The sequence below is a fragment of the Algibacter amylolyticus genome (assembly GCF_014202225.1).
GTDB lineage: Bacteria > Bacteroidota > Bacteroidia > Flavobacteriales > Flavobacteriaceae > Algibacter_B > Algibacter_B amylolyticus.
On the sequence record NZ_JACHGE010000004.1, the window covers coordinates 38825 to 60319 of the forward strand.

The following is a 21495-nucleotide window of genomic DNA, read 5'->3' on the forward strand; positions in this document are numbered from 1 at the left end:
TAATTATAAATTTCCGTTCTATCAATTATTCGTATTTTTATAGTGGTTTCACACATAAAACTTAACAATGTCGGATTTATTTGAATCGAACGAAATACTAAAAAAATTACCAAAACACTTAAAACAGTTTATTAAACCTCAAAATTACGAGGATTATTCAGCTATTAATCAAGCGGTTTGGAGATACGTGATGCGTAAAAATGTCGATTTTTTAAGTAAAGTGGCACATAAATCTTATTTAGATGGTTTAAAACAAACAGGGATTTCCATTGATCATATTCCAAATATGTATGGCATGAACCGTATTTTAAAAGATATTGGTTGGGCGGCTGTTGCGGTTGATGGTTTTATACCTCCAAATGCATTCATGGAATTTCAAGCTTATAATGTTTTAGTAATTGCAAGCGACATTAGGCAATTAGAACATATTGAATATACACCGGCACCCGATATAATTCATGAAGGTGCAGGACACGCCCCTATTATTGCAAACCCAGAATATGCCGAATACCTACGGCGTTTTGGCGAAATTGGTTGTAAAGCTATTTCATCGGCTAAAGATTACGAACTTTACGAGGCTGTAAGGCACCTATCCATTATAAAAGAAGCTCCTAATTCCTCGGAAAAGGATATCGCTTCCGCGGAAGAAAAAGTTGACCATTTGCAAAAAAACATGGGTGAACCTAGTGAAATGGCATTAATTAGAAACCTACATTGGTGGACCGTGGAATATGGTTTAATAGGTAGCCTTGAAAATCCAAAAATTTATGGTGCTGGATTATTATCGTCCATAGGAGAAAGTGCTTGGTGCATGACGGATGCCGTAAAAAAACTGCCCTACAACATTAATGCTACTTATAAAGATTTTGATATAACTAAGCCACAACCTCAACTTTATGTAACACCAAATTTTGCACATTTAAGTTTAATTCTAGAAGAATTTGCAAACACCATGGCTTTGCGTAAAGGCGGATTACAAGGTGTGCAAAAACTAATTAACTCGAATGCATTAGGCACTATTGAGTTGAGCACAGGTATACAAATTTCGGGTGTTTTTACTCAAGTAATCCAACGCGAAGGCCAACCGAGTTACATACAAACCACAGGACCAACGGCTCTAGCTTATCGCGAAAAAGAATTAGTAGGACACGGTATTAGCACCCACAACAAAGGATTTGGCTCGCCTATAGGCAAACTAAAAGGTATTAATTTAGCCATTGAAGATATGAGTCCTCGAGATTTGGCAGCTTACAATATTTATGAAGAAAAGGTGGTTACCTTAGAGTTTGAAGGCGGTATACAAGTTTCGGGAGAAATTATAACCGGAAAACGAAATTTACAGGGCAAAATTATACTTATTAGTTTTAAAAACTGTACTGTTTCATATAACGACACCATTCTTTTTAAACCCGAATGGGGCATTTATGACATGGCTGTGGGTAAAGCTATTGTATCGGCCTTTTCGGGACCTGCCGATTTAATTAGTTTCGATTTAATTACACATAAAACAAGCTCGAACACCATTCATATTAAAAAAACAAAAACTCAGTTAGCCCTGGAAACATTGTACCAACAAGTTAGAGATTACAGAGAAGGTACCAACACTACCATTTCTAGAACTAAAGTTTTAGAACAGCTTATTGAAAACCACCCTAATGATTGGTTACTAGCCGTTGAATTATATGAATTAGCATACCTTGGCAGCGAAACCGAATTATGCGACAAAATATTGAAGCATCTGGAAACCGTTAAACAAAACAAACCAGAATTAGGACACTTAATTGATAATGGATTAGAGATTGTTAATCAAAAACAATTAAGTTAATATCGTTTTAATTTACATGTGGTTTTAGCCGTATAAATGCTTTCTACTTTTCTAGAGCTTTATACACATCATCGAAAACGTTGTGTTTATCTGCAAGCACTATTAAGGTGTCTTCAGCCTTAATTACTGTCGCTCCGTTGGGTGTCATATAATTATTATCTCTTATAATCATGGCTATTATTGCATTTTTAGGAAAGCCTAACTCCACAATTTTTTTGTCTACCGCGAAACAACCTGAAGTTATTAAAATTTCCTTCATTTCTGCTTTTGGATTATCTGACATGAGTAAATCTGTTGCCGTTAATCTTTTTGCCTGTTCAGGTAAAGCCACATTTAACCATTTCGCAACGACGGATAGCGTGGTGCCTTGAATTAATATGGAAGTTACCGAAATAAAGAATACTATATTAAAAATCATGTGCGCTTTATCAATACCAGCTAAAAGCGGATAGGTTGCAAACACAATTGGAACTGCACCACGTAAACCAACCCACGAGATATAAAATCGGCGTTTAAGCTTCATTTTAAAAAATATAAGACTAATAAACACACCTAAAGGTCTAGCAACTAAAATTAAAAATACCGAAATAAGTAAACCAATACCCATATATGGAATGATTTGCGATGGAAAAACAAGCAGCCCTAATGTAAGGAATAGAACAATTTGCATAAGCCACGCTAAACCATCAAACATTTTTAAAATGGTTTTTTTATGTATTAAATCTTGGTTACCTAAATAAACAGCACAAATGTATATGGCTAGAAACCCATTACCGCCCACAAAATCGGTAGCTGAAAAGGTAATAAACATTAATGTGATTACTAATACAGGATAAAGGCCTTCAAAATCAAGTTTTATTTTATTGATAATATATTTACTAGATACCCCAAAAGCAACACCTGCGATACCTCCCAAAACCATTTGCTGTAAAAACAGTGGAATTATAGATATAAAACTTTGGTCTTGGTGTATTACTAATGTTAAAAACGCAAGGGTAAGTACATAAGCCATAGGGTCGTTACTCCCACTTTCTAACTCTAAAGTTGGCCTAAGATTCGTTTTTAAAGCAATACTTTTTGAGCGTAAAATTGAAAATACAGCAGCAGCATCTGTTGAAGATACAATAGACCCTAACAATAAACTCTCGTAAATAGTAAAGTCTGTAACGTAGTATACAAAAGTTCCAAGAGAAACTGCCGTTAATAAAACTCCTAATGTGGACAACACCACACCTTCTTTTAAAATGGGTTTAACGTCTTTCCAGTTGGTATCTAATCCACCCGAAAACAAAATGAAATTAAGAGATACAATACCAATAAATTGTGCAAGTTTTGGGTTATCAAACCGGATACCACCAATACCATCTGAACCTGCCAACATGCCTATAAACAAGAAAAGGAGTAAGGTTGGTACACCAAATTTATAGGTAGTCTTACCCGCTATAATACTTACAAGAAGTAATAAGGAGCCAACTAATAATATGTTTTCGATAGTTAAGTTCATTGTTTCATTCTCTTACTTCTATTAAGTAAAGGCATTTATATTTTTTTGTAAAAATTAATAAAACTCTTAAAATCCATTCGGAATATTCTTAAAGTTAAAAAAAGCTAATTCTTTTAGACTTCCTCATATCGGGATTTTTAAAGTATTTATGTCTCACCCATAATCCAATTCCAAAAATTCCTAAGGCAAAAGAAATCAAAAATCCGAATCTTGAATGGGATTTCGATTCTTCAAAACCATAAATTACACTTCTATTCTTATCGGCTATTTGAAAAACGGTCGGTTTATATTCATCTTTTTGGCTTTGTTTTATCCAAACACTAGCACTTCCTGATTGTCTTAATTGATTTTCTAAATTCTCAAATCTTTCATTAATTCCACTTTGCCCTATATTTTTCATAAGGACATATCTACTTTGAGACGAATTCAGTGTAAATTGTAGTTCTGATTTAATACTATTTGAACCTCTATAACTCTCCACACTGGTATAATAAATATTTAATTCACTTATTTCTCCATTAATTTCAATTAGCGAACTTTTTAAAGTAAAAAGAGTGGGAGCAAAAAAATAAAACGCACAAACAACCGAAGTGATTCCAACAAATAATCCTTTCTCAGCGTAATATGCCTTATTCATTTAATTTTCGGCGAAATGTAAAATATGGTTAAAACTACTTAATTTAAAACGAAACTAATACAAATACTACCCCATAAACAAATTAGGATAACATAAATATTACAATTCTGTAATCCGGTAAAGATAATTGTTTTTCATAGGAAAAATAGGATAAAAAACCTAAGAAAAGTGAACCTCAATACAATTTACCTAAACCTTTTCAAGGTATTTTTAGTAAACTTACTTAATACGAGTTTACCACTCATTTCTGCACGTTCGGCAAGTAATGCGTCCCAATTTTCGGTGCCTTTCCAAAACACTTTTTTCATTTCATTAATTGCTTCAGGGTTGTAACTCGCTAATTTTTCGGCTAAATCTGAAACAGCTATATCTAACTCTTCGGTAGTCTCAAATACTTCGGCATACAAACCTTTTTCTTTAGCAAATTGAACCGAAAAAAATGTTTCTGCATCAATAGTCATTTGCGACATAGCGTTTACTCCAATTTTTCTAGACACTGCAGGCTCTATTACAAATGGTCCTATACCAATACTTAATTCGCTTAATCGAATAGAAGCAAATTTTGAAGCTAAACAATAATCGGTTGCTGCAGCTAAACCAACACCACCACCAACAGTTTTACCCTGCACGCGCCCTATAATTAATTTTGGGCATTTACGCATAGCGTTTATAACGTTTGCAAAACCTAAGAAAAATTGTTTTCCGCTAACTTCGTTATCAATAGCTATAACCTCGTTAAAACTAGCACCTGCACAAAAGGTTCTGTTACCGCCACTTTTTAAAACAATAACTTTTATGCTATCGTTACTACCGGCATCTATAATAGTTTGCTCTAATTTTAATAACACATCGCTAGGCATAGAGTTTCTATTAGGATGATAAAACTCTATATACCCCACATTATTAGTAATAGTAAGCGAAACGTAAGCTTCCATAAATTTAAAATTTTAAAAGCTGAATATACATAAATTTTTAATGCATCGTTATGCAACTCATGTTACTTAAACTTTAAAAATAATTAAAGTACTTTGCATAAAAAATAAACTATGGGCTTATTCAATTTTCTATTTGGTAATAAAAATAATATGATTAACGATTTTAAAACAAGAGGTGCCGTTATTATTGACGTAAGAACGGTTAATGAATATAGCCAAGGAGCCATACCAGGATCTAAAAACATTCCTTTACAAACTATAAATACTAAAATTGCTGAAATAAAGAAATTAAACAAACCTGTAATAACCTGCTGTGCGAGTGGTATGCGATCTGGTAGTGCGGCTTCTATTTTAAACAGTAATGGTATTGAGGCTATAAATGGTGGTGGCTGGACAAGCTTAAGAAACAAACTATAGCTTAATACTTTGTAAATCTTTTGCAGATTGAACAGGCTGTGTGTTGTATTTTAATGTCCACCCTAAAGAATTGGTTAGGATATAAAATTTTGATAGTTCGCTAATTAATCTGTTTTTAGCATTTGCTTTTAAATCTGAAGCTTCAATCTTTTTTGTTAGCATCACATTTACCGTATTTTTAATATCGTTATAATCCTTGGCTTCAAATGGATTTAAGTAATCTGCCTGCACATCATAATACTCTAAATCTGGATGAATTTTTACTTCTTCATCTGGGATACTTAAAATCGTTAAGGTTTTATCAGCTTCATTAAGTTCAAATTCAATTTTACTTAAATCGTAAGCAATGGTTACATCGGCATTTACAACAATTAAGGCTTTCTTTTCAACCGAAAACAAATCACCAAAAATATCTTTTGAGTTTTTATAATTAAAAACTTCGCTAAAATGCCCTTCGGTAACAACAAGCTTACCTACATTTTTTATTTGTTCTTGAATAAGGACCGAACTTTCTTGAAGCATTACTTTATCCTCTTGCCTATCTCCACAATATTTAAAAGTAAAGAGTACCACTAAAGTAATAATTACACCTAACAGAATTTTTCGCATGTACTAATTTAGAAATAATTTTAATACTATAAGGGCGGTATAAGTTAATTTTTAGACAAAAAAAAACATCAGTTTCCTTCGACATAAGAAGTCTAAACCAATGCATTTTTACTAAACTAAACTAACACTGCAAATATAAAGCACAATAGTAGCTTTTATATTACCTAAAGGTTAACGAATTATTAATTTACCACCATTAACCAAGAAACAATCGAGCAAAAAAAAACACCAAAACTCAATCATGTAACTGATTAAAATATTGGTGCTTTTTAATATGAATTGATTAATAGCACTATGAATCTACAATTATTTTCTAGAGCTTAATTAAATTCTCGACTAAGTGTACAAAAAAAAAGCTAATCGCAACAAGCTGATTATCAATACCAAAAACAAAGCCGCATTAGGTAAGAATTTTAAACACACGTCGTCATACAAAGACAGCAAACTAACCTCTATTTAAATATGGGACCTTAGATGTACTGCTTTAAAACTGAATGTGCTTATGCAAGATTTGAAGTGCCTTTGTTTTTTGCTGTAAATTTTTAAGAAATTTTTGATGTGCTTCTGATGCTTCATTAAAAGGCTCATGTTGTAGACCTTTTTGAATAACATTAACCGCTTCCATGGTTTTAAATGATGCCTCCGAAATCCAAACCGCCTTAAATTTTTCCCATATGTATGTTACCGCTAATGGGCTTGGGTGAATCATATCTGCCTTGTAAAAACGATAGTCGCGAAGTTCGTCCATCATTATTTCAAAAGAAGGAAAATAATAAGATTGCCCCTTTAAAACTTGATGAATAGCCGCTATTAAATGCGCTTTACTTTGTGTGTTTTCCACAAACCCATCTTTTATATGGCGTATTGGAGAAACCGTAAATAGTACCGAAACCGAAGGGTTAACACTTTTTATTAAGCTAAGAATGTTTTTTAAACAGGCTTCTATTTTTGCAACGGATAACAATTCCTTTTTAAATTGCTTTTGCGGTATTTTATGGCAATTGGCTACAATTTGTTTTGTTTCAATATTGGTATACACCCAAGCTGTACCTAGTGTAATAACAATATGCGATGCTTTGTTTAAATTTAAAGCCGTAACATTAATTTGAGCATTTAATTGATCTAATACATGCGCTTTTGATGAGTGACTTAATTTTGAATGGGCATCAAAACAATGCCATTGCTCGTTATGAAAAAACACATCGTCTTGTGTATATACATAACCATTAACAGCTTTAGAAACTAAGGTTTCAATAGCTTTAGGGTGAAATAATATACCTAACGGGTTTTGAGTATTTTTAAATTTAAAATAGCTTAGCTTCTCGCCAATATTTTCTGAAAAACAGGAACCAAACAACAGCACATTAGAATGGTAGTTTATTTGATTTTCTGACTGTGATTCTAACGGTATATTGGTTTGAAATTTCATCTTGGTTTTTTTATAGCGCAACCCGTTTAAATCAAGTATTTCTTAGCATTGCTTAAAGCCTCCTTTATTCCTGCAGGGTTTTTACCTCCGGCAGTAGCAAAAAATGGTTGTCCGCCGCCACCGCCTTGGATATATCTACCTAATTCTCTAACTACTTGCCCAGCATTTAAACCTTTACTTGCCACTAATTCTTTAGAAATGTAACAAGACAATAATGCTTTTCCGTTTTGCTCGGTTGCGAATAATAAAAATAAATTATCAAACTGGCTACCTAAATCGAAAGCCACATCTTTTAATCCGCCAGCATCTAAATCTAGTTTTTTAGCTAAAAATTGAATGCCATTAATAGCTTCCAATTCTCCTTTAAGTTCGCCTTTTATGTTTTTAGCTTTATCCTTTAGTAAACCTCCTATTTGCTTTTTAAGACTTGTATTTTCGTCTTGCAAGTTTTGAAGTGCCTTAACAGGTTCTTGAGCATTGTTTAACAAGTCTCTCATCTCGAAATACGCCCTGTTGTTTTCAAAATAAAAATCTTTTACAGCATCGTTGGTAATAGCTTCAATTCTTCTAATCCCAGATGCTACCGCACCTTCAGATACTATTTTAAAATGCCAAATGTCTGCTGTATTTTTTACGTGTGTTCCTCCACAAAGCTCTATCGATTTACCAAAACGAATAGCACGTACAGTATCACCATACTTTTCGCCAAACAAACTCATTGCGCCTTCGGCAATGGCTTCATCTATAGGAATATTTCGTTTTTCTTGCAGGGGTAGTTTACCTTCAATACGTCGGTTTACAAAATTCTCGACTTCTTGTAATTCTTCAATTGTTAATTTTGAGAAATGAGAAAAATCGAAACGCAAGTATTTTGAGTGCACTGCGCTCCCCTTTTGTTCTACGTGAGTTCCTAAAACTTCGCGCAATGCTTGGTGTAGCAAGTGCGTAGCTGTATGATTACATTCTGTTTTATAACGTTGTTTGGAATCTACAACAGCCTTAAACACTTCATTAACATGGTGTGGTAAATTTTTAGTAAAATGAATAATTACATTATTCTCTTTTTTGGTATCTAAAATGTAAACGACATCGCCGTGTGTATCTTCTAAATAACCTTTATCTCCAACTTGTCCGCCTCCTTCAGGATAAAACGGTGTTAAATTAAAAACCAACTGATACATATCACCTTCTTTTTTAGAGGTTACTTTTCTGTATCTAGTAAGTTTTACATTAGCTTCTAAACTGTCATAGCCAATAAATTCTTCTTCAGCATCTTCAACAAGAATAGTCCAATCTTCTGTAGACATTTCGCTTGCCGCACGAGAACGCTCTTTTTGTTTTTGTAAATGGTCGTTAAATCCTTTTTCATCAAGCTTCATGCCTTTTTCAGAAAGAATTAAAGCCGATAAATCTATAGGAAACCCATAGGTATCGTATAATTCGAATGCTTTTTCACCCGAAACGGTATCACCTTTTGTTTCGTCCACAATACGATTTAATAATACCAAACCTTGATCTAAGGTTCTTAAAAACGATTGTTCTTCTTCTTTAATAACATTCTCAATTAATTGCTTTTGCGCTTTTAATTCCGGGAAGGCTTTTCCCATTTGATTACTTAAAACATCGACCAATCTGTATAAAAATGGTTCTTTTTTATCTAAAAAAGTGAATCCGTAACGCACGGCACGACGTAAAATTCGTCTAATAACGTAACCAGCACCAGTATTACTTGGTAATTGACCATCGGCTATTGAAAATGCTACGGCACGAACATGATCGGAAATTACGCGAATAGCAATATCTGCTTCTTCATTTTTCCCGTAAGTCTTATTAGTTATAGTTTCAATTTCGCGAATTATTGGTGTAAACACATCGGTATCATAGTTAGATTGTACACCTTGAAGCACCATACATAAACGCTCGAAGCCCATACCTGTATCGATGTGTTTATTTGGTAAGCCTTCAAGAACACCGCTGGCTTTTCGGTTGTATTGCATAAATACTAAGTTCCATATCTCGACAACTTGAGGATGATCTTCGTTAACTAAATCTTTACCAGAAACTTTAGCCTTTTCTTCAGCCGAACGAATATCTACATGAATTTCACTACAAGGTCCGCATGGTCCTTGATCGCCCATTTCCCAGAAATTATCCTTCTTATTACCTTTTAAAATGCGATCTTCAGATATGTATTGTTTCCAAATATCATAAGCTTCGGTATCCATTTTTAAGTTATCGGCATCATCACTTCCTTCAAAAACGGTTACGTATAAAATATCCTTATCAATACCAAAAACTTCGGTTAACAGCTCCCAAGCCCAAGCAATGGCTTCTTTTTTAAAGTAATCGCCAAAACTCCAGTTTCCTAACATTTCAAATAAAGTATGGTGATACGTATCGTAACCTACTTCCTCCAAATCGTTGTGTTTACCAGAAACCCTTAAACATTTTTGAGAATCTGCAAGACGGTTATTTTTAGGTTTTCCATTACCTAAAAAATACTCTTTAAAAGGTACCATACCTGCATTAACAAACATTAATGTAGGGTCGTCCTTTAAAACCATTGGCGCCGATGGCACTATGCCGTGTTTCTTTTCTTCAAAAAAACTTAAAAACTTTGATCTAACTTCTTGTGACTTCATGTATCGTTATTATGCATCGTGTTTTTATTAATTTACTTTTAATAAAAACAATTTTCTATATTTACTCTCCAAAAATATTTAAAATTAAGGAGATACTTAATCTACTTTTAAATTATCATCACAACTATTTTGATAATAATTTCGTAGGTTTGTTCGTTAACATACTTTAAACAACAGCTTTTGTTGCATAAAATTTAGTTGCAAAAATAGTATAATTTAAGACATGAGTAAGGTAAAATATTACTACGATAAAGAATCACTCTCATACCGCAAAATAGAGCGCAAAAAACGGACTACTTTTAAGTATGCGACGCTCTTTATTTTAGCGGCCGCTTTTTTTGCATTTATATTTGTTTTTATTGCGAGTCAGTATGTAGAATCACCAAAAGAACGTGCTTTAAAAAGAGAATTACAAAACACGCAATTACAGTTTGAATTGCTGAACAAAAAAATGGAACATGCCGAGGCCGTTTTAGCCAATGTTGCCGATAGAGATAATAATATTTACCGCGTCTATTTTGAAGCTAACCCAATACCCGACGAACAACGAAAAGCAGGTTTTGGTGGTATAAATCGTTACAAGAGTTTAGAAGGTTTTGATAATTCTAAATTAATTATAGAAAGTAATAAGCGTTTAGATATTTTACAAAAACAAATTGTAGTACAATCTAAATCGCTAGATGAAATTGCTATTCTAGCTGAAGAAAAAGAAAAATTACTTGCTGCAATTCCAGCAATACAACCGGTTAGCAATGAAGATTTAACTCGAATGGCTTCTGGTTACGGCATGCGCTCAGATCCATTTACAAAGGTTAGAAAAATGCATTGGGGCATGGATTTTACTGCTCCAAGAGGCACACCTGTTTATGCCAGTGGCGATGGTGTTGTGGAACGTGCCGACAGTAACTCATCGGGTTACGGAAAACATATAAGAATAGACCATGGTTACGGTTACACTAGTTTATACGCGCATTTGTACAAATACAATGTTAGAAAAAACCAAAAGGTAAAACGTGGCGATTTAATAGGCTTTGTTGGAAGCACGGGACGCTCTGAAGCACCTCACTTACATTATGAGATTTTTAAAGACGGCGACCGTATTAACCCAATAAACTTTTACTATGGTAGTTTAACCGCCGAAGAATTTAACAAACTATTGGAGCATGCTTCTTTAGAAAACCAATCGCTAGATTAATGTATATAGATTTACCAGAAAAACGCTATTATGCTATTGGAGAGGTCGCGAAAGCTTTCGGGGTTAACACATCGCTTATTCGTTTCTGGGAAGGCGAGTTTGATGTACTTAAACCTAAAAAAAATGCCAAAGGCAATCGTAAATTTACGCCAGAGGATATAAAAAACTTAAAATTTATTTATCATCTAGTAAAGGAACGTGGTTTTACTTTAGAAGGTGCCAAAACCCACCTAAAAGAAGAAAAAAAACAAGCCCTTAATAACTTCGAAATTATTAGTAAACTGGAGGATATTAAAAGCCAACTTACCAAGATTAAGGAGCATCTTTAAAGTGCTTGAGTTAAAAAAATAAAAAAAACGCTTAAAACAAGTAACTTTTATTTAAAAGCGGAGTCTAACAAACAATACCAAAAACCAATACATATTATATCATGAAAAAATTTTTACCATTAATTATTATAGCAATTGTTGCAATAGGAATTTATTCTTGGGGAAAAGGATTTAACAATACTGCTGTAAACCTTCAAGAAAGCGCAACTAAAACGTGGGCTAATGTTGAAAGTAGCTACCAACGAAGAAACGATTTAATAGGTAATTTAGTAAAAACCGTACAAGGTGCTGCCGATTTCGAAAAAGGCACACTAACTGCCGTTATAGAAGCTAGAGCAAAGGCAACTTCTGTTACCATAGATCCATCGAACATTACGCCAGAGCAACTTGCTAAATTCAATGAAGTACAAGGTGGTTTATCTGGTGCATTAAAAAGTTTATTAGTAACTGTTGAGCGTTACCCAGAACTAAAAGCAAACCAAAACTTTTTAGAATTACAAAGCCAATTAGAAGGTACAGAAAACAGAATTAACGTAGCTAGAGATCGTTTTAACGAAAGCGTAGAGCCATATAACAACCACGTTAAAGTATTCCCTAATTCTATACTTGCTGGTATTTTAGGTTTTGAACCTATGACTTATTTTAAATCTGAAGCTGGAAGTGAAAAAGCTCCAGATGTTGATTTCGATTTTAACTAAACCATATGCCAAATAACGTTGAAGATTTCTTAAGTACTAGCGAAGAGCAAGAGATTGTTGAAGCTATTAGAGTTGCCGAACTAAATACTTCGGGAGAAATACGTGTGCACATCGAACAAACCTGCAAAGGCAATGGTATAACTACTCGTGCTTTAGATTTATTTCACACCTTAAAAATGGATAACACAAAACTTCAAAATGGCGTGTTAATTTATGTAGCTATTGATGATAAAGCCTTTGCCATTTATGGCGATAAAGGTATAAACGATAAAGTGGAAAGCACTTTTTGGGATAGCACTAAAAATGTGATGCAAATGCGTTTCAAACAAGGTAATTTTAAAAAAGGGTTAATTGAAGGCATTTTAAAATCTGGCGAAGAACTTAAAAGGTATTTTCCTTATTCTGATACTGACACTAACGAATTAACAAACGAAATTTCTAAAGGATAAATAGCTAGTATGCAGTTTTCAATATTCAGTTTACCAGCATTTTTAAAAACAAAAAGCATTATTAGTTTTTTAATGTTATGCTTTGTTTTGAATGTTGCTCATGCTCAATTCGAAATTCCTGAAACACCCAAGTTTCAAACTAGTGTATATGACTATATTAATTTATTAAGTGCTTCAGAAAAATCTAGCTTAGAAAATAAACTTATAAAATATTCCGATACTACCTCAACACAAATTGTTGTGGCTATTATAAATTCCACCAACGGTGAAAACATTAGTTACTTAGGTGCTAAATGGGGTCAGAAATGGGGAATTGGTGGCAGTAAGGAAAAAGACAACGGCGTATTAATTCTATTAGCTAGAAATGATAGAAAAATAGCCATTAGCACAGGTTATGGCGTAGAGCATTTGTTAACCGACGCCATGTCTAAGCGAATTATAGAACGAGACATTATTCCTTATTTTAGACAGAATGACTACCCTGGCGGATTAAACCGAGGTGCCGATGCCATTTTTGAAGTTTTAAATGGCGAATACACAGGCACACGTCAATCTAGTGAAGGCGAATTTCCTATTGGCATTATCTTTATCCTCATCTTTATTTTTATTATTATTCTAATATCCATATCGAAAAACAGACGAGGTGGTGGTGGACGCAATGGCGGTCATAGATCGACAGGAAGCGATATTTTAGAAGCCATAATTTTAAGTAATATGGGCCGTGGTAGTTACCGACGTGGATCTAGCGGTTGGGGCGGAAGTTCTGGCGGTGGCGGTTTTTCTGGAGGTGGTGGCTTTGGTGGCGGTTTCGGCGGCGGTGGCTTTGGCGGTGGCGGTGCTTCTGGTGGCTGGTAAGGTTTAGTTTGCAGTCTCAGTTTCAGTCTCAGTAAACTGTTCAATTTTAGGAGAACTCAAAAAAACCTAACTCTTTTTGCTTAATTACTGCGTTTATTATCTATTAAAACGTCCGGACACATTACCTTCAACAATACGCATTACCTCATCGATAGTAGCGTAATTAACATCGCCTACATACGTGTGTTTTAAAGCACAGGCTGCACTTGCAAACTCCATAGATTTAGTATCCTTAAAGTGTTGCAAACCATAAATTAAACCTGCTGCAAAGGCATCACCTGTTCCAATACGATCTACAATATGTGTAATATCGAAATCTTGAGTTTCGTAGAATTTTTTACCATTCCACATTCTTGCTCTAATTTTATGCCATGAAGAATTTATGGATGTTCTTATTTTATCGAATACTTTAACTATAGTTGGGAATTTTTCAATAAGTAACTTACTAGCTTCAATAAACTCGTCGTTACTATAACCAAAATCGGTACCTAAAACCTCATTCATTTCGTTAATACCTCCAATAAAAATAGTAGAGCAATGCAGTAATTCGGTTAAAGCCTCTTTAGGATCGACTCCATATTTCCATAAACCACTTCTATATGTTGGGTCTGCCGAAACTTGCATCCCTTTTTTTCTAGCCAGTTTTAAGCCTTCTTTTAAAGTATCGAAACTGCCTTGAGTTAATGCAGGTGTAATACCCGTCCAATGAAACCAGCTGCCATTTGCCAAAGATTTTTCCCAATCTACCATACTTGGTTTAATTTCAGAAAAAGCAGAATGCGATCTGTTATACGAAATTTGACTAGGACGCATAACGGCTCCAACCTCTAAGAAATAAACCCCTAAAGGTCTATTTGACCGAACAATAGCCGTTGTATCTAAATCGAATTTATTTAGGTAAGCCAAAGCTGTATTGCCTATAAAATCATTAGAAATACATGTGATATGTTTTACACTTTCACCAAAATGAGCAATAGAAAGTCCTACGTTTAGTTCTGTACCACCAAAATAAAACTCAACTGTATTGGATTGGATAAATTTTCTATTTCCTCGCGGTGATATACGCATAAGCACTTCACCAAATGTAATAATCTGACTCATAGTATTCTATTTTAAACTAAAATAGGAAATATCAGTTTAAATATTACATTGAAACTGGAAGAATATTTATAAACTTTTACTTTGCCCGAATTAATGTCTATAATACCTAGAACCGCCTCCTGTTTCTCCGGCCTTACCTAAGCTATTAAATTTCCAACTAAAACTAAGCATGAAATATTGTTGCAATACGGTGCTTTGAGAATCTTCTATATAGTTGGCTGTGGCAATTCGTCTGGCATTGGTGTTTTGGTTTAGTAAATCGTAAGCCTTTAAAGTAAGGGTACCTTTATCCTTAAGCATCGAGTATGCTAGTGTAGCGTTCCAAAACCATGCACTTTTTTGAAACCCATCTGCAATATTGGGATTGTAACTATATCTCATATCATTTCGCCATTCGAAACCTTTTGGCAAAAAAGTAGCTGTATTCAAATTAAGTGAATGACTGACAAACTCTTGATTTTCGAAGGCTTCTAAATCAAATGTATTTCTGGTAAAAGACAGTCTATAATTAGGGTTGAACTCTAAAACATCTTTCCAGTTAAAACGTAAGCCCACGTTTGGAGAAGCCGAATTATTAGTACTCGAATATTTAACACCGTTATTGAAGTTTATTGATTTTCTAATACTTGGCCCAACGCCTAAGTAAAATGTAACCGTGCGTAAACTATCTACTTTCACCTTCTTGTTAACCGATAAATAACCATTTACATTATACGAACCGTTTACGTTATCGTAGGTTGTTTCTCTTACCAAATCCTCATCAATAATAGTTTTAGAAACGACTTTATTATTATCAAAATTAGCACTTAAATATCCGTAAAAACCAGAACCTTTTTGAAAATCGAAGGTATTGTAACTCGCATAAACTCTATGGTTATTTTGAGGTACCAAATTAGGATTTCCAATTACAGTATTTAAAGGATTAGACACATTTAAAAACGGTTGTAATTGAGATAATTGCGGCGGATTATTATCTAAGTTATACCCCATTCGCATGGACGCTTTATCACTAAATTTATAACGAAATCTTGATCGAAATTCGATAGCTTCAAAATTTCGTTTTAAACTTAAGGTTGGCCTTAAAATATCATTATTTTCTAAAGTTCTAAATACATAGGTGGTTTCAAACCTTGCAGATATTTTTTCGTTTTTAAACTCCAACTCTAACGCGGGCGTTGACATTTCATTAATATACTCAAAATCTGTACTTAACTCGTCATTAAAATCGGTATAATCTTCAGCATCAGGGTCTTCTTTATCAAAAGTGCTTCGTCTGTCTTGTTGCTTGTTTCTCGTGTACCCATATTTAAATTCCAAGAAAAACGTTTTCCCTACTAAGGGTAATCTATAAGTAAAATTGGATCTAAAATTATTGACTTTATTTTCACCTTCAGTATACTGATTTCTGTTAATTTCTTCTGGCGCATTTCCGTAAATATTTGTTTTTGAAACTAAATAATCATCGAGTTCTCGTGTTCTAATATCATTATCAAAACTAAACTTTATAAACGCACCATTAGAACCAAATTTTTTAGTAATATCAAGATCACTACTAAAATTTTTACCAATATTTTCAACATTAGAATTGGATGTTGATTCGTTAATTAATGCATTGGAGTCGTTGGTTGAAGACTCATCTTCATTATAATAATTTTTACTTTTTGTATAGCTGAATGACGGCTCAAAATTAATTAAAAGTGTAGAATCTACCTTAACATCAAACTCCACATTAGCACTGTGACTTTCGTTATCACTGAAAGAACTGGAGTTTGAAGATGTAAAATATCTTGAATCAGATAAAATATTTTCTCGATCTCTTTTACTTCTATTTTCTGAACTACTTCCAGAATAAAAATAGTTAGCTGCTATATCTTTACCTTCACCATACTCATCGGCATAATTAGCACCATAATTTTGAGATTCTGTAATACCTTGACCACCTCCAAAAGACCTACCATCTATAGAAAAAGAACCATTTCCATTAAACCGGACACTATTACCGCCACCAAACATTTTACGAATTTCGCCAAAGCTAAAACCTGGTGAGTTAATATCGTTACCACCTGCCAAAACACTAACGCGTTGGTCGTTATCAAAATGATTATACATACCTGCAAACTCATAATGTTTATCGGTTCCTTTCCCTGCAGCTACCCTACCAAAATCACCTTTATTGTTTTCTTCTTTTATAACAAGGTTTACGGTTTTATTTTCGCCATCGGCAGTTGCGCCTGTAAATGCTTGATCTTTAGTTTTAGTATCTAAAACTTGTATTTTCTCTACAATATCTTTGGTTAAATTTCTGGTTGTTATTGTGGGATCGTCTCCAAAAAATGGTTTTCCATTAACGAGTATTTTGTTTACTTCTTTTCCATTAACTTTAATATTACCTTCTTCATCAATTTCTACTCCAGGAAGCTGTTTTAACAAGTCTTCTACATTGGCATCCTTTTTTGTTTTAAAAGACTTTGCATTAAACTCTAAAGTATCCTTTTTAATGGTTATTGGAGCTGTTGATTTAATAATTATAGCATCTAAAGCATCAGAGCTTACTTGTAAATTTATAGTTCCTAAATCAATGATTTTTTTATCCATATTAACCTCACGGAAATAGGTTTGATACCCAACGTAAGAAATAAATAGATTACCTTTTTTATGCGCCAGTTTTCCTTCTAAAGTAAATTTACCTTCTTTATTGGTTAACCCATAAGTAACTAAGCTACTATCGGTAACGCGTTGTAAATAAACCGTTGCAGACTCCAAAGGAACAGCATCTTCCTCGGATAGTAGTGTACCAGAGATTTCGAAGGATTTAGATTGAGAAAAAGATAATGATGCAAACAAAATGACTATTACTAAAAGAATAGACTTCATTGTATTGATTTTTGATTGATTTTTATTTAAAACCTCTAATATAGTTTGAACATCATGTGATTTTTCTTAAAAAAGTCTTAAAACTTAAAAAACTAATATTTAATTTTTTAAGCTTTAAGACTTTAAATAAACTTGAACTTTGACTTGAATAAGAAATTCTTACCCAAGATATGTATTACTTTTTACGCATGTAAACACTAATAGGCACACCGTTAAAACCAAATTTTTCTCTTAATTTATTCTCTAAGAAACGCTTGTAAGGCTCCTTTACATATTGAGGTAAATTACAAAAGAAAGCAAATTGTGGTTGCGGTGTTGGCAACTGCATAATATATTTAATTTTAACAAATTTTGCTTTATATGCTGGTGGCGGATAATTTTCTATAATTGGAAGTAGGACTTCGTTAAGCTGACTTGTTTTAATTTTTTTAGAACGGTTTTGGTACACCTCCACAGCAGTTTCAATAGCCTTAAAAATACGTTGTTTGGTTAATGCAGAGATAAAAACAATTGGCACATCGGTAAACGGCTCCATTTGTTTTCTAATTACTTTTTCGTATTCCTTAACCGATTTATGGTCTTTTTCAACCAAATCCCATTTATTAACTAGCACTACAATACCTTTACGGTTACGTTCTGCAAGCCAGAAAATATTTTGTACCTGTCCATCAAAACCACGGTTGGCATCTAATACTACTAAACAGACATCGGCATGCTCGATAGCTCTTACACTACGCATTACCGAGTAAAACTCTAAATCTTCTTTTACTTTAGATTTTCTTCTAATTCCGGCAGTATCAACCAAATTAAACTCAAAACCAAAACGATTGTATTTAGTATCTATAGAATCTCTAGTTGTTCCTGCAATATCGGTAACAATATATCTATCTTCTCCAATAAGTGCATTTATAAAGGATGATTTCCCTGCGTTTGGACGCCCCACTACGGCAAACCTAGGTAACGCTTCCTCTACAACTTCTTCCTTTTCTGGTAAAGCTTCAACCAAAGCATCTAGTAATTCTCCTGTTCCACTTCCGTTTATACTAGCAACAGTGTAATATTCTCCTAAACCTAAGGCATAAAACTCTACAGCATCTTCTGCACGCTTACCATTATCTACTTTATTAACGACAAGAAATACAGGTTTACTTACCTTACGAAGCAACTTTGCTACATCCTCATCCATTCCGGTTACACCAGATTCTACATCGACCATGAAAATAATAGCATCGGCCTCATCAATAGCCAATTCTACTTGCTTATCAATTTCAGCTTCAAAAACATCATCACTTCCTAAAACGTAACCTCCAGTATCTATTAAAGAAAACTCTTTTCCGTTCCAATCACTTTTACCATAATGGCGGTCTCTTGTAACACCACTAACGGCATCAACAATGGCTTCTCTTCGTTGAATTAAACGATTAAAAAACGTTGATTTACCAACATTTGGCCTTCCTACAATAGCTACTATATTACTCATAATCTTTATCTTATCTGTTACACCTTATCTGATGCCTTAATATTTCTATCCGAAACATTTTGCAAAAATAGGAAATATAGATGACGCAAAGTTCTTTTTTAATAAAGATTGAAAGTATTTTAATTTTTAAATCAATAATGCTTAATTTAAGAATCAAGACCGCTTCACTTTTAGAGTAAAGAAGCAAGACTTAATTGTAACTTATTGATACCCATTTAATTTATCTTTTAAACTGTGTTATTGTAAAATTCCCTCTAGATATTATATTAAAAAAGTCAGCTCTTTTTCAATACGCTTTTACACACTAAGGCTGTCTTTGATTGAATTATTTTTAAAGACCACATTTATTTTAAATAAAAAAACAGTATTTTACTATACTAAACTAAATACGAATGCCTTTAAATAACGATATTGTATTGCGCCCGAGGTTTACACTAGAAATTCCAAGGCCAAATGAATCTGTTTTAAGCGATTTTGAGAATGCGAAGCTTACCCAAAAAGATTTTATAGTTACTCGGGTAGATGACCATGTTTTTATTAAGTTCCCTAAAGAACAACAACACTTTTGGTCGCCGCAATTACATTTAGAAGTAAATAAGACTGACGACAACTCTAGTTCTCTACATGGACTGTTTGGACCAAATCCAACAGTTTGGACACTTTTTATGTTCCTCCATTTTCTTGTTGCCGGCTTTTTTATAGCATTTGCTATTTGGACCTATACCAATATGACATTAAAACAGGGTTATGCTGTGCAAGCTAGCATAACCCTATTAATGGTTTTGCTTTGGGTTACTCTATATTTTGCTGGTAGCATAGGTAAAGCATCAAGCATAAAAGACATGCGATTGCTTAATACTTTTATGAACTCGATTTTGGGTATTGAAAACGAAAAAGCGCTTTAATAATAATTAAAGCGCTCTTCAACTAACTCAAATTCAATACAAAATTAACTATTGAATATTTTCGTAGAAACTAACTGTGCCACTATCCTCGTTAGATACTACTAATAAATCTTTACCGTTAGGACTATCTGCTGCAGGTATAACCAATAAGCCTTCTGGTGCTTCATCTCCAGCATGCGATAGGATACTAATATATTTTGGCGCCATTGGATTGGTAACATCATATACCATAACTTGGTCATTACGTTCTAAACCAACAAATAAAATATAACGTTCATCACCTATATTTAAAATTTCGACAGCTTCTGGTTCTGCACCTTTATCATCACTTCTACCATCTTCGTCGTTAAAACGAGTTGGCGTCTCATTAAGCGTTTCAGTAGCAATGCTATTACCGCTATCGTATAGCAAGCTTCCAGAGCCAGACCATACGCTAAATGAACGCGCACCATAACTATAAATTTGATCGACGTCGCCATCATTATCTATATCGCCTAATGTAGATGTTGTTTTTAAGCGTCCTAAGTTCACTTCATTTTGAAAATCATTAGAAAAAGGATAAGCGGTTTCGTCTAGGGTCAAATCGTCAACACGCTCTTCTTCGCTAAAGCCATCGTAATCTCTAGAATCACCTTCGTTAGCTGAAAAGATGTAATCTGTACCACCAATATTTACTGAGGTAATAGCATCTGGTTGATACATACCTAAAACTGGCCAGCTTTTAAGAGCGGTAACCTCATCTTTATCGCTAGCATCCATTTCGTTTCCTACAGCGTTATAATCTTTATAACCTAGAGGATAAATAGCCTCTATAGTTTTTGCTGCTAAATTTACTTTGGCAATACCATTATTTTCTTGCAATGACACCCATGCTGTGTTAGAATCTTCTGAAACGGTAACATACTCTGGTTCGACATCTTGCGCTAAAGTTGCGCCAGGACCAAACACTCTAAACCCTTGTGCTTCAAGTGCAGCTTCATCGCTGTTAAAAGACGTAAAATCTAAGGTGGTTACAGAATCATCAGATAAATCTATAATACTTATTGTTCCTAGAGGATCAATTGTGTAATCATCATTTGGCTCGCCTTCATTAGCAGAAATAATTAATTTTCCATCTTTAGAAAAGGTTACCATATCTGGTAAAGCACCAACTGTATATTCATTTAACAATGAATTATCAGATGTATTATAAACTAAAATTTTACCAGGATTTTGTTTTGGATCTGCTTCTACGGCTATTGCTAATTTACCATCGTAAATGGCAACACTATTTGGCGCACCATAAACGGATAAATCAATGGGTGTTTCTGATACAGGTGCATCTAAATTTGAAATATTATTTACAGATATTTGATTCGATTCCACATTAACTGTAAATAGCTTTTTTGAAACAGCATCGAAAGCAGAAATCTCTGAAGCACCTTCGCCTCCTATATTAATAGTTGTTTTATACTGAAAATTGATTTCGGTATTAATTGGTGTTTTAGCCGTATTATCGTCATCATCCTGACAACCGAAAATTGCAGCAATACATACCACGCTGAAGAGTAATTTATTAAATTTCATATTTGATTATTTGTTTTGGCAAATATGAAACCCTTACTTTAAGCT

At 33.8% G+C, this 21495-nt stretch carries 18 protein-coding genes; 8 read left to right on the forward strand and 10 right to left on the reverse strand.

Features of this window, described 5'->3' with window-relative positions:
* Window positions 1–67 precede the first annotated feature (67 nt).
* On the forward strand, window positions 68–1825 hold the full coding sequence (locus HNQ90_RS09780; RefSeq protein ID WP_144115616.1) for an aromatic amino acid hydroxylase: 1758 nt from the start codon (window positions 68–70) through the stop codon (window positions 1823–1825).
* A 43-nt stretch (window positions 1826–1868) separates the two neighbouring features.
* Here HNQ90_RS09780 and HNQ90_RS09785 read toward each other — a convergent pair whose 3' ends face one another.
* The 3 genes from HNQ90_RS09785 to HNQ90_RS09795 form a co-directional block, all read right to left on the reverse strand.
* Window positions 1869–3329: a potassium/proton antiporter gene (locus HNQ90_RS09785; protein ID WP_144115617.1), complete on the reverse strand. Its 1461-nt coding sequence runs from the start codon at window positions 3327–3329 to the stop codon at window positions 1869–1871.
* A 94-nt stretch (window positions 3330–3423) separates the two neighbouring features.
* Complete coding sequence (locus HNQ90_RS09790) at window positions 3424–3966, reverse strand: hypothetical protein (RefSeq protein ID WP_144115618.1); 543 nt, start codon at window positions 3964–3966, stop codon at window positions 3424–3426.
* Window positions 3967–4151: 185 nt separating this feature from the next.
* Window positions 4152–4901, reverse strand: coding sequence for an enoyl-CoA hydratase/isomerase family protein (locus HNQ90_RS09795; protein ID WP_144115619.1), 750 nt, complete (start codon window positions 4899–4901; stop codon window positions 4152–4154).
* A 111-nt stretch (window positions 4902–5012) separates the two neighbouring features.
* Between HNQ90_RS09795 and HNQ90_RS09800 the strand changes: the two genes are divergently transcribed.
* Window positions 5013–5318 (forward strand): rhodanese-like domain-containing protein, encoded by a 306-nt coding sequence (locus tag HNQ90_RS09800; RefSeq protein ID WP_144115620.1) that lies wholly within the window; start codon window positions 5013–5015, stop codon window positions 5316–5318.
* On the opposite strand, the gene HNQ90_RS09805 is transcribed toward HNQ90_RS09800, so the two are convergent.
* The 3 genes from HNQ90_RS09805 to alaS form a co-directional block, all read right to left on the reverse strand.
* The gene (locus HNQ90_RS09805; protein ID WP_144115621.1) at window positions 5313–5927 is read right to left on the reverse strand and encodes a DUF4230 domain-containing protein; all 615 of its coding nucleotides are present in this window, start codon (window positions 5925–5927) and stop codon (window positions 5313–5315) included. The genes HNQ90_RS09800 and HNQ90_RS09805 overlap by 6 nt on opposite strands.
* A gap of 484 nt (window positions 5928–6411) precedes the next feature.
* Window positions 6412–7356 (reverse strand): GSCFA domain-containing protein, encoded by a 945-nt coding sequence (locus HNQ90_RS09810; RefSeq protein WP_144115622.1) that lies wholly within the window; start codon window positions 7354–7356, stop codon window positions 6412–6414.
* Window positions 7357–7382: 26 nt separating this feature from the next.
* Complete coding sequence (gene alaS / locus HNQ90_RS09815) at window positions 7383–9998, reverse strand: alanine--tRNA ligase (RefSeq protein ID WP_144115623.1); 2616 nt, start codon at window positions 9996–9998, stop codon at window positions 7383–7385.
* Between the two features lie 223 nt (window positions 9999–10221).
* On the opposite strand from alaS, the gene HNQ90_RS09820 reads away from it, so the two are divergent.
* From HNQ90_RS09820 to HNQ90_RS09840, 5 genes are all read left to right on the forward strand, one after another.
* On the forward strand, window positions 10222–11193 hold the full coding sequence (locus HNQ90_RS09820; protein WP_092851245.1) for a M23 family metallopeptidase: 972 nt from the start codon (window positions 10222–10224) through the stop codon (window positions 11191–11193).
* On the forward strand, window positions 11193–11522 hold the full coding sequence (locus HNQ90_RS09825) for a MerR family transcriptional regulator (protein WP_092851243.1): 330 nt from the start codon (window positions 11193–11195) through the stop codon (window positions 11520–11522). The genes HNQ90_RS09820 and HNQ90_RS09825 overlap by 1 nt, the downstream gene beginning before the upstream one ends.
* A 101-nt stretch (window positions 11523–11623) precedes the next feature.
* On the forward strand, window positions 11624–12220 hold the full coding sequence (locus HNQ90_RS09830; RefSeq protein ID WP_144115624.1) for a LemA family protein: 597 nt from the start codon (window positions 11624–11626) through the stop codon (window positions 12218–12220).
* Window positions 12221–12225: 5 nt separating this feature from the next.
* The gene (locus HNQ90_RS09835) at window positions 12226–12669 is read left to right on the forward strand and encodes a TPM domain-containing protein (protein WP_144115625.1); all 444 of its coding nucleotides are present in this window, start codon (window positions 12226–12228) and stop codon (window positions 12667–12669) included.
* Between the two features lie 9 nt (window positions 12670–12678).
* Entirely contained in the window at window positions 12679–13524 is an 846-nt protein-coding gene (locus HNQ90_RS09840) for a TPM domain-containing protein (RefSeq protein ID WP_144115626.1), read from the forward strand.
* 96 nt (window positions 13525–13620) lie between these two features.
* On the opposite strand, the gene HNQ90_RS09845 is transcribed toward HNQ90_RS09840, so the two are convergent.
* From HNQ90_RS09845 to der, 3 genes are all read right to left on the reverse strand, one after another.
* Window positions 13621–14625, reverse strand: coding sequence for a sugar kinase (locus HNQ90_RS09845; RefSeq protein ID WP_144115627.1), 1005 nt, complete (start codon window positions 14623–14625; stop codon window positions 13621–13623).
* 90 nt (window positions 14626–14715) lie between these two features.
* A complete protein-coding gene (locus tag HNQ90_RS09850; RefSeq protein WP_144115628.1) occupies window positions 14716–17499 on the reverse strand; it encodes an outer membrane beta-barrel protein in 2784 nt (927 codons plus the stop codon).
* 175 nt (window positions 17500–17674) lie between these two features.
* Window positions 17675–18979 carry a ribosome biogenesis GTPase Der gene (gene der, locus HNQ90_RS09855; RefSeq protein ID WP_144115629.1) on the reverse strand — a complete coding sequence of 435 codons (1305 nt, stop codon included), beginning with the start codon at window positions 18977–18979 and terminating at the stop codon, window positions 17675–17677.
* Between the two features lie 392 nt (window positions 18980–19371).
* Here der and HNQ90_RS09860 point away from each other — a divergent pair, with 392 nt between their 5' ends.
* Window positions 19372–19884: a GTP-binding protein gene (locus HNQ90_RS09860; RefSeq protein WP_144115630.1), complete on the forward strand. Its 513-nt coding sequence runs from the start codon at window positions 19372–19374 to the stop codon at window positions 19882–19884.
* Window positions 19885–19932: 48 nt separating this feature from the next.
* On the opposite strand, the gene HNQ90_RS09865 is transcribed toward HNQ90_RS09860, so the two are convergent.
* The gene (locus HNQ90_RS09865) at window positions 19933–21450 is read right to left on the reverse strand and encodes a choice-of-anchor I family protein (RefSeq protein WP_144115631.1); all 1518 of its coding nucleotides are present in this window, start codon (window positions 21448–21450) and stop codon (window positions 19933–19935) included.
* Window positions 21451–21495: the final 45 nt, after the last annotated feature.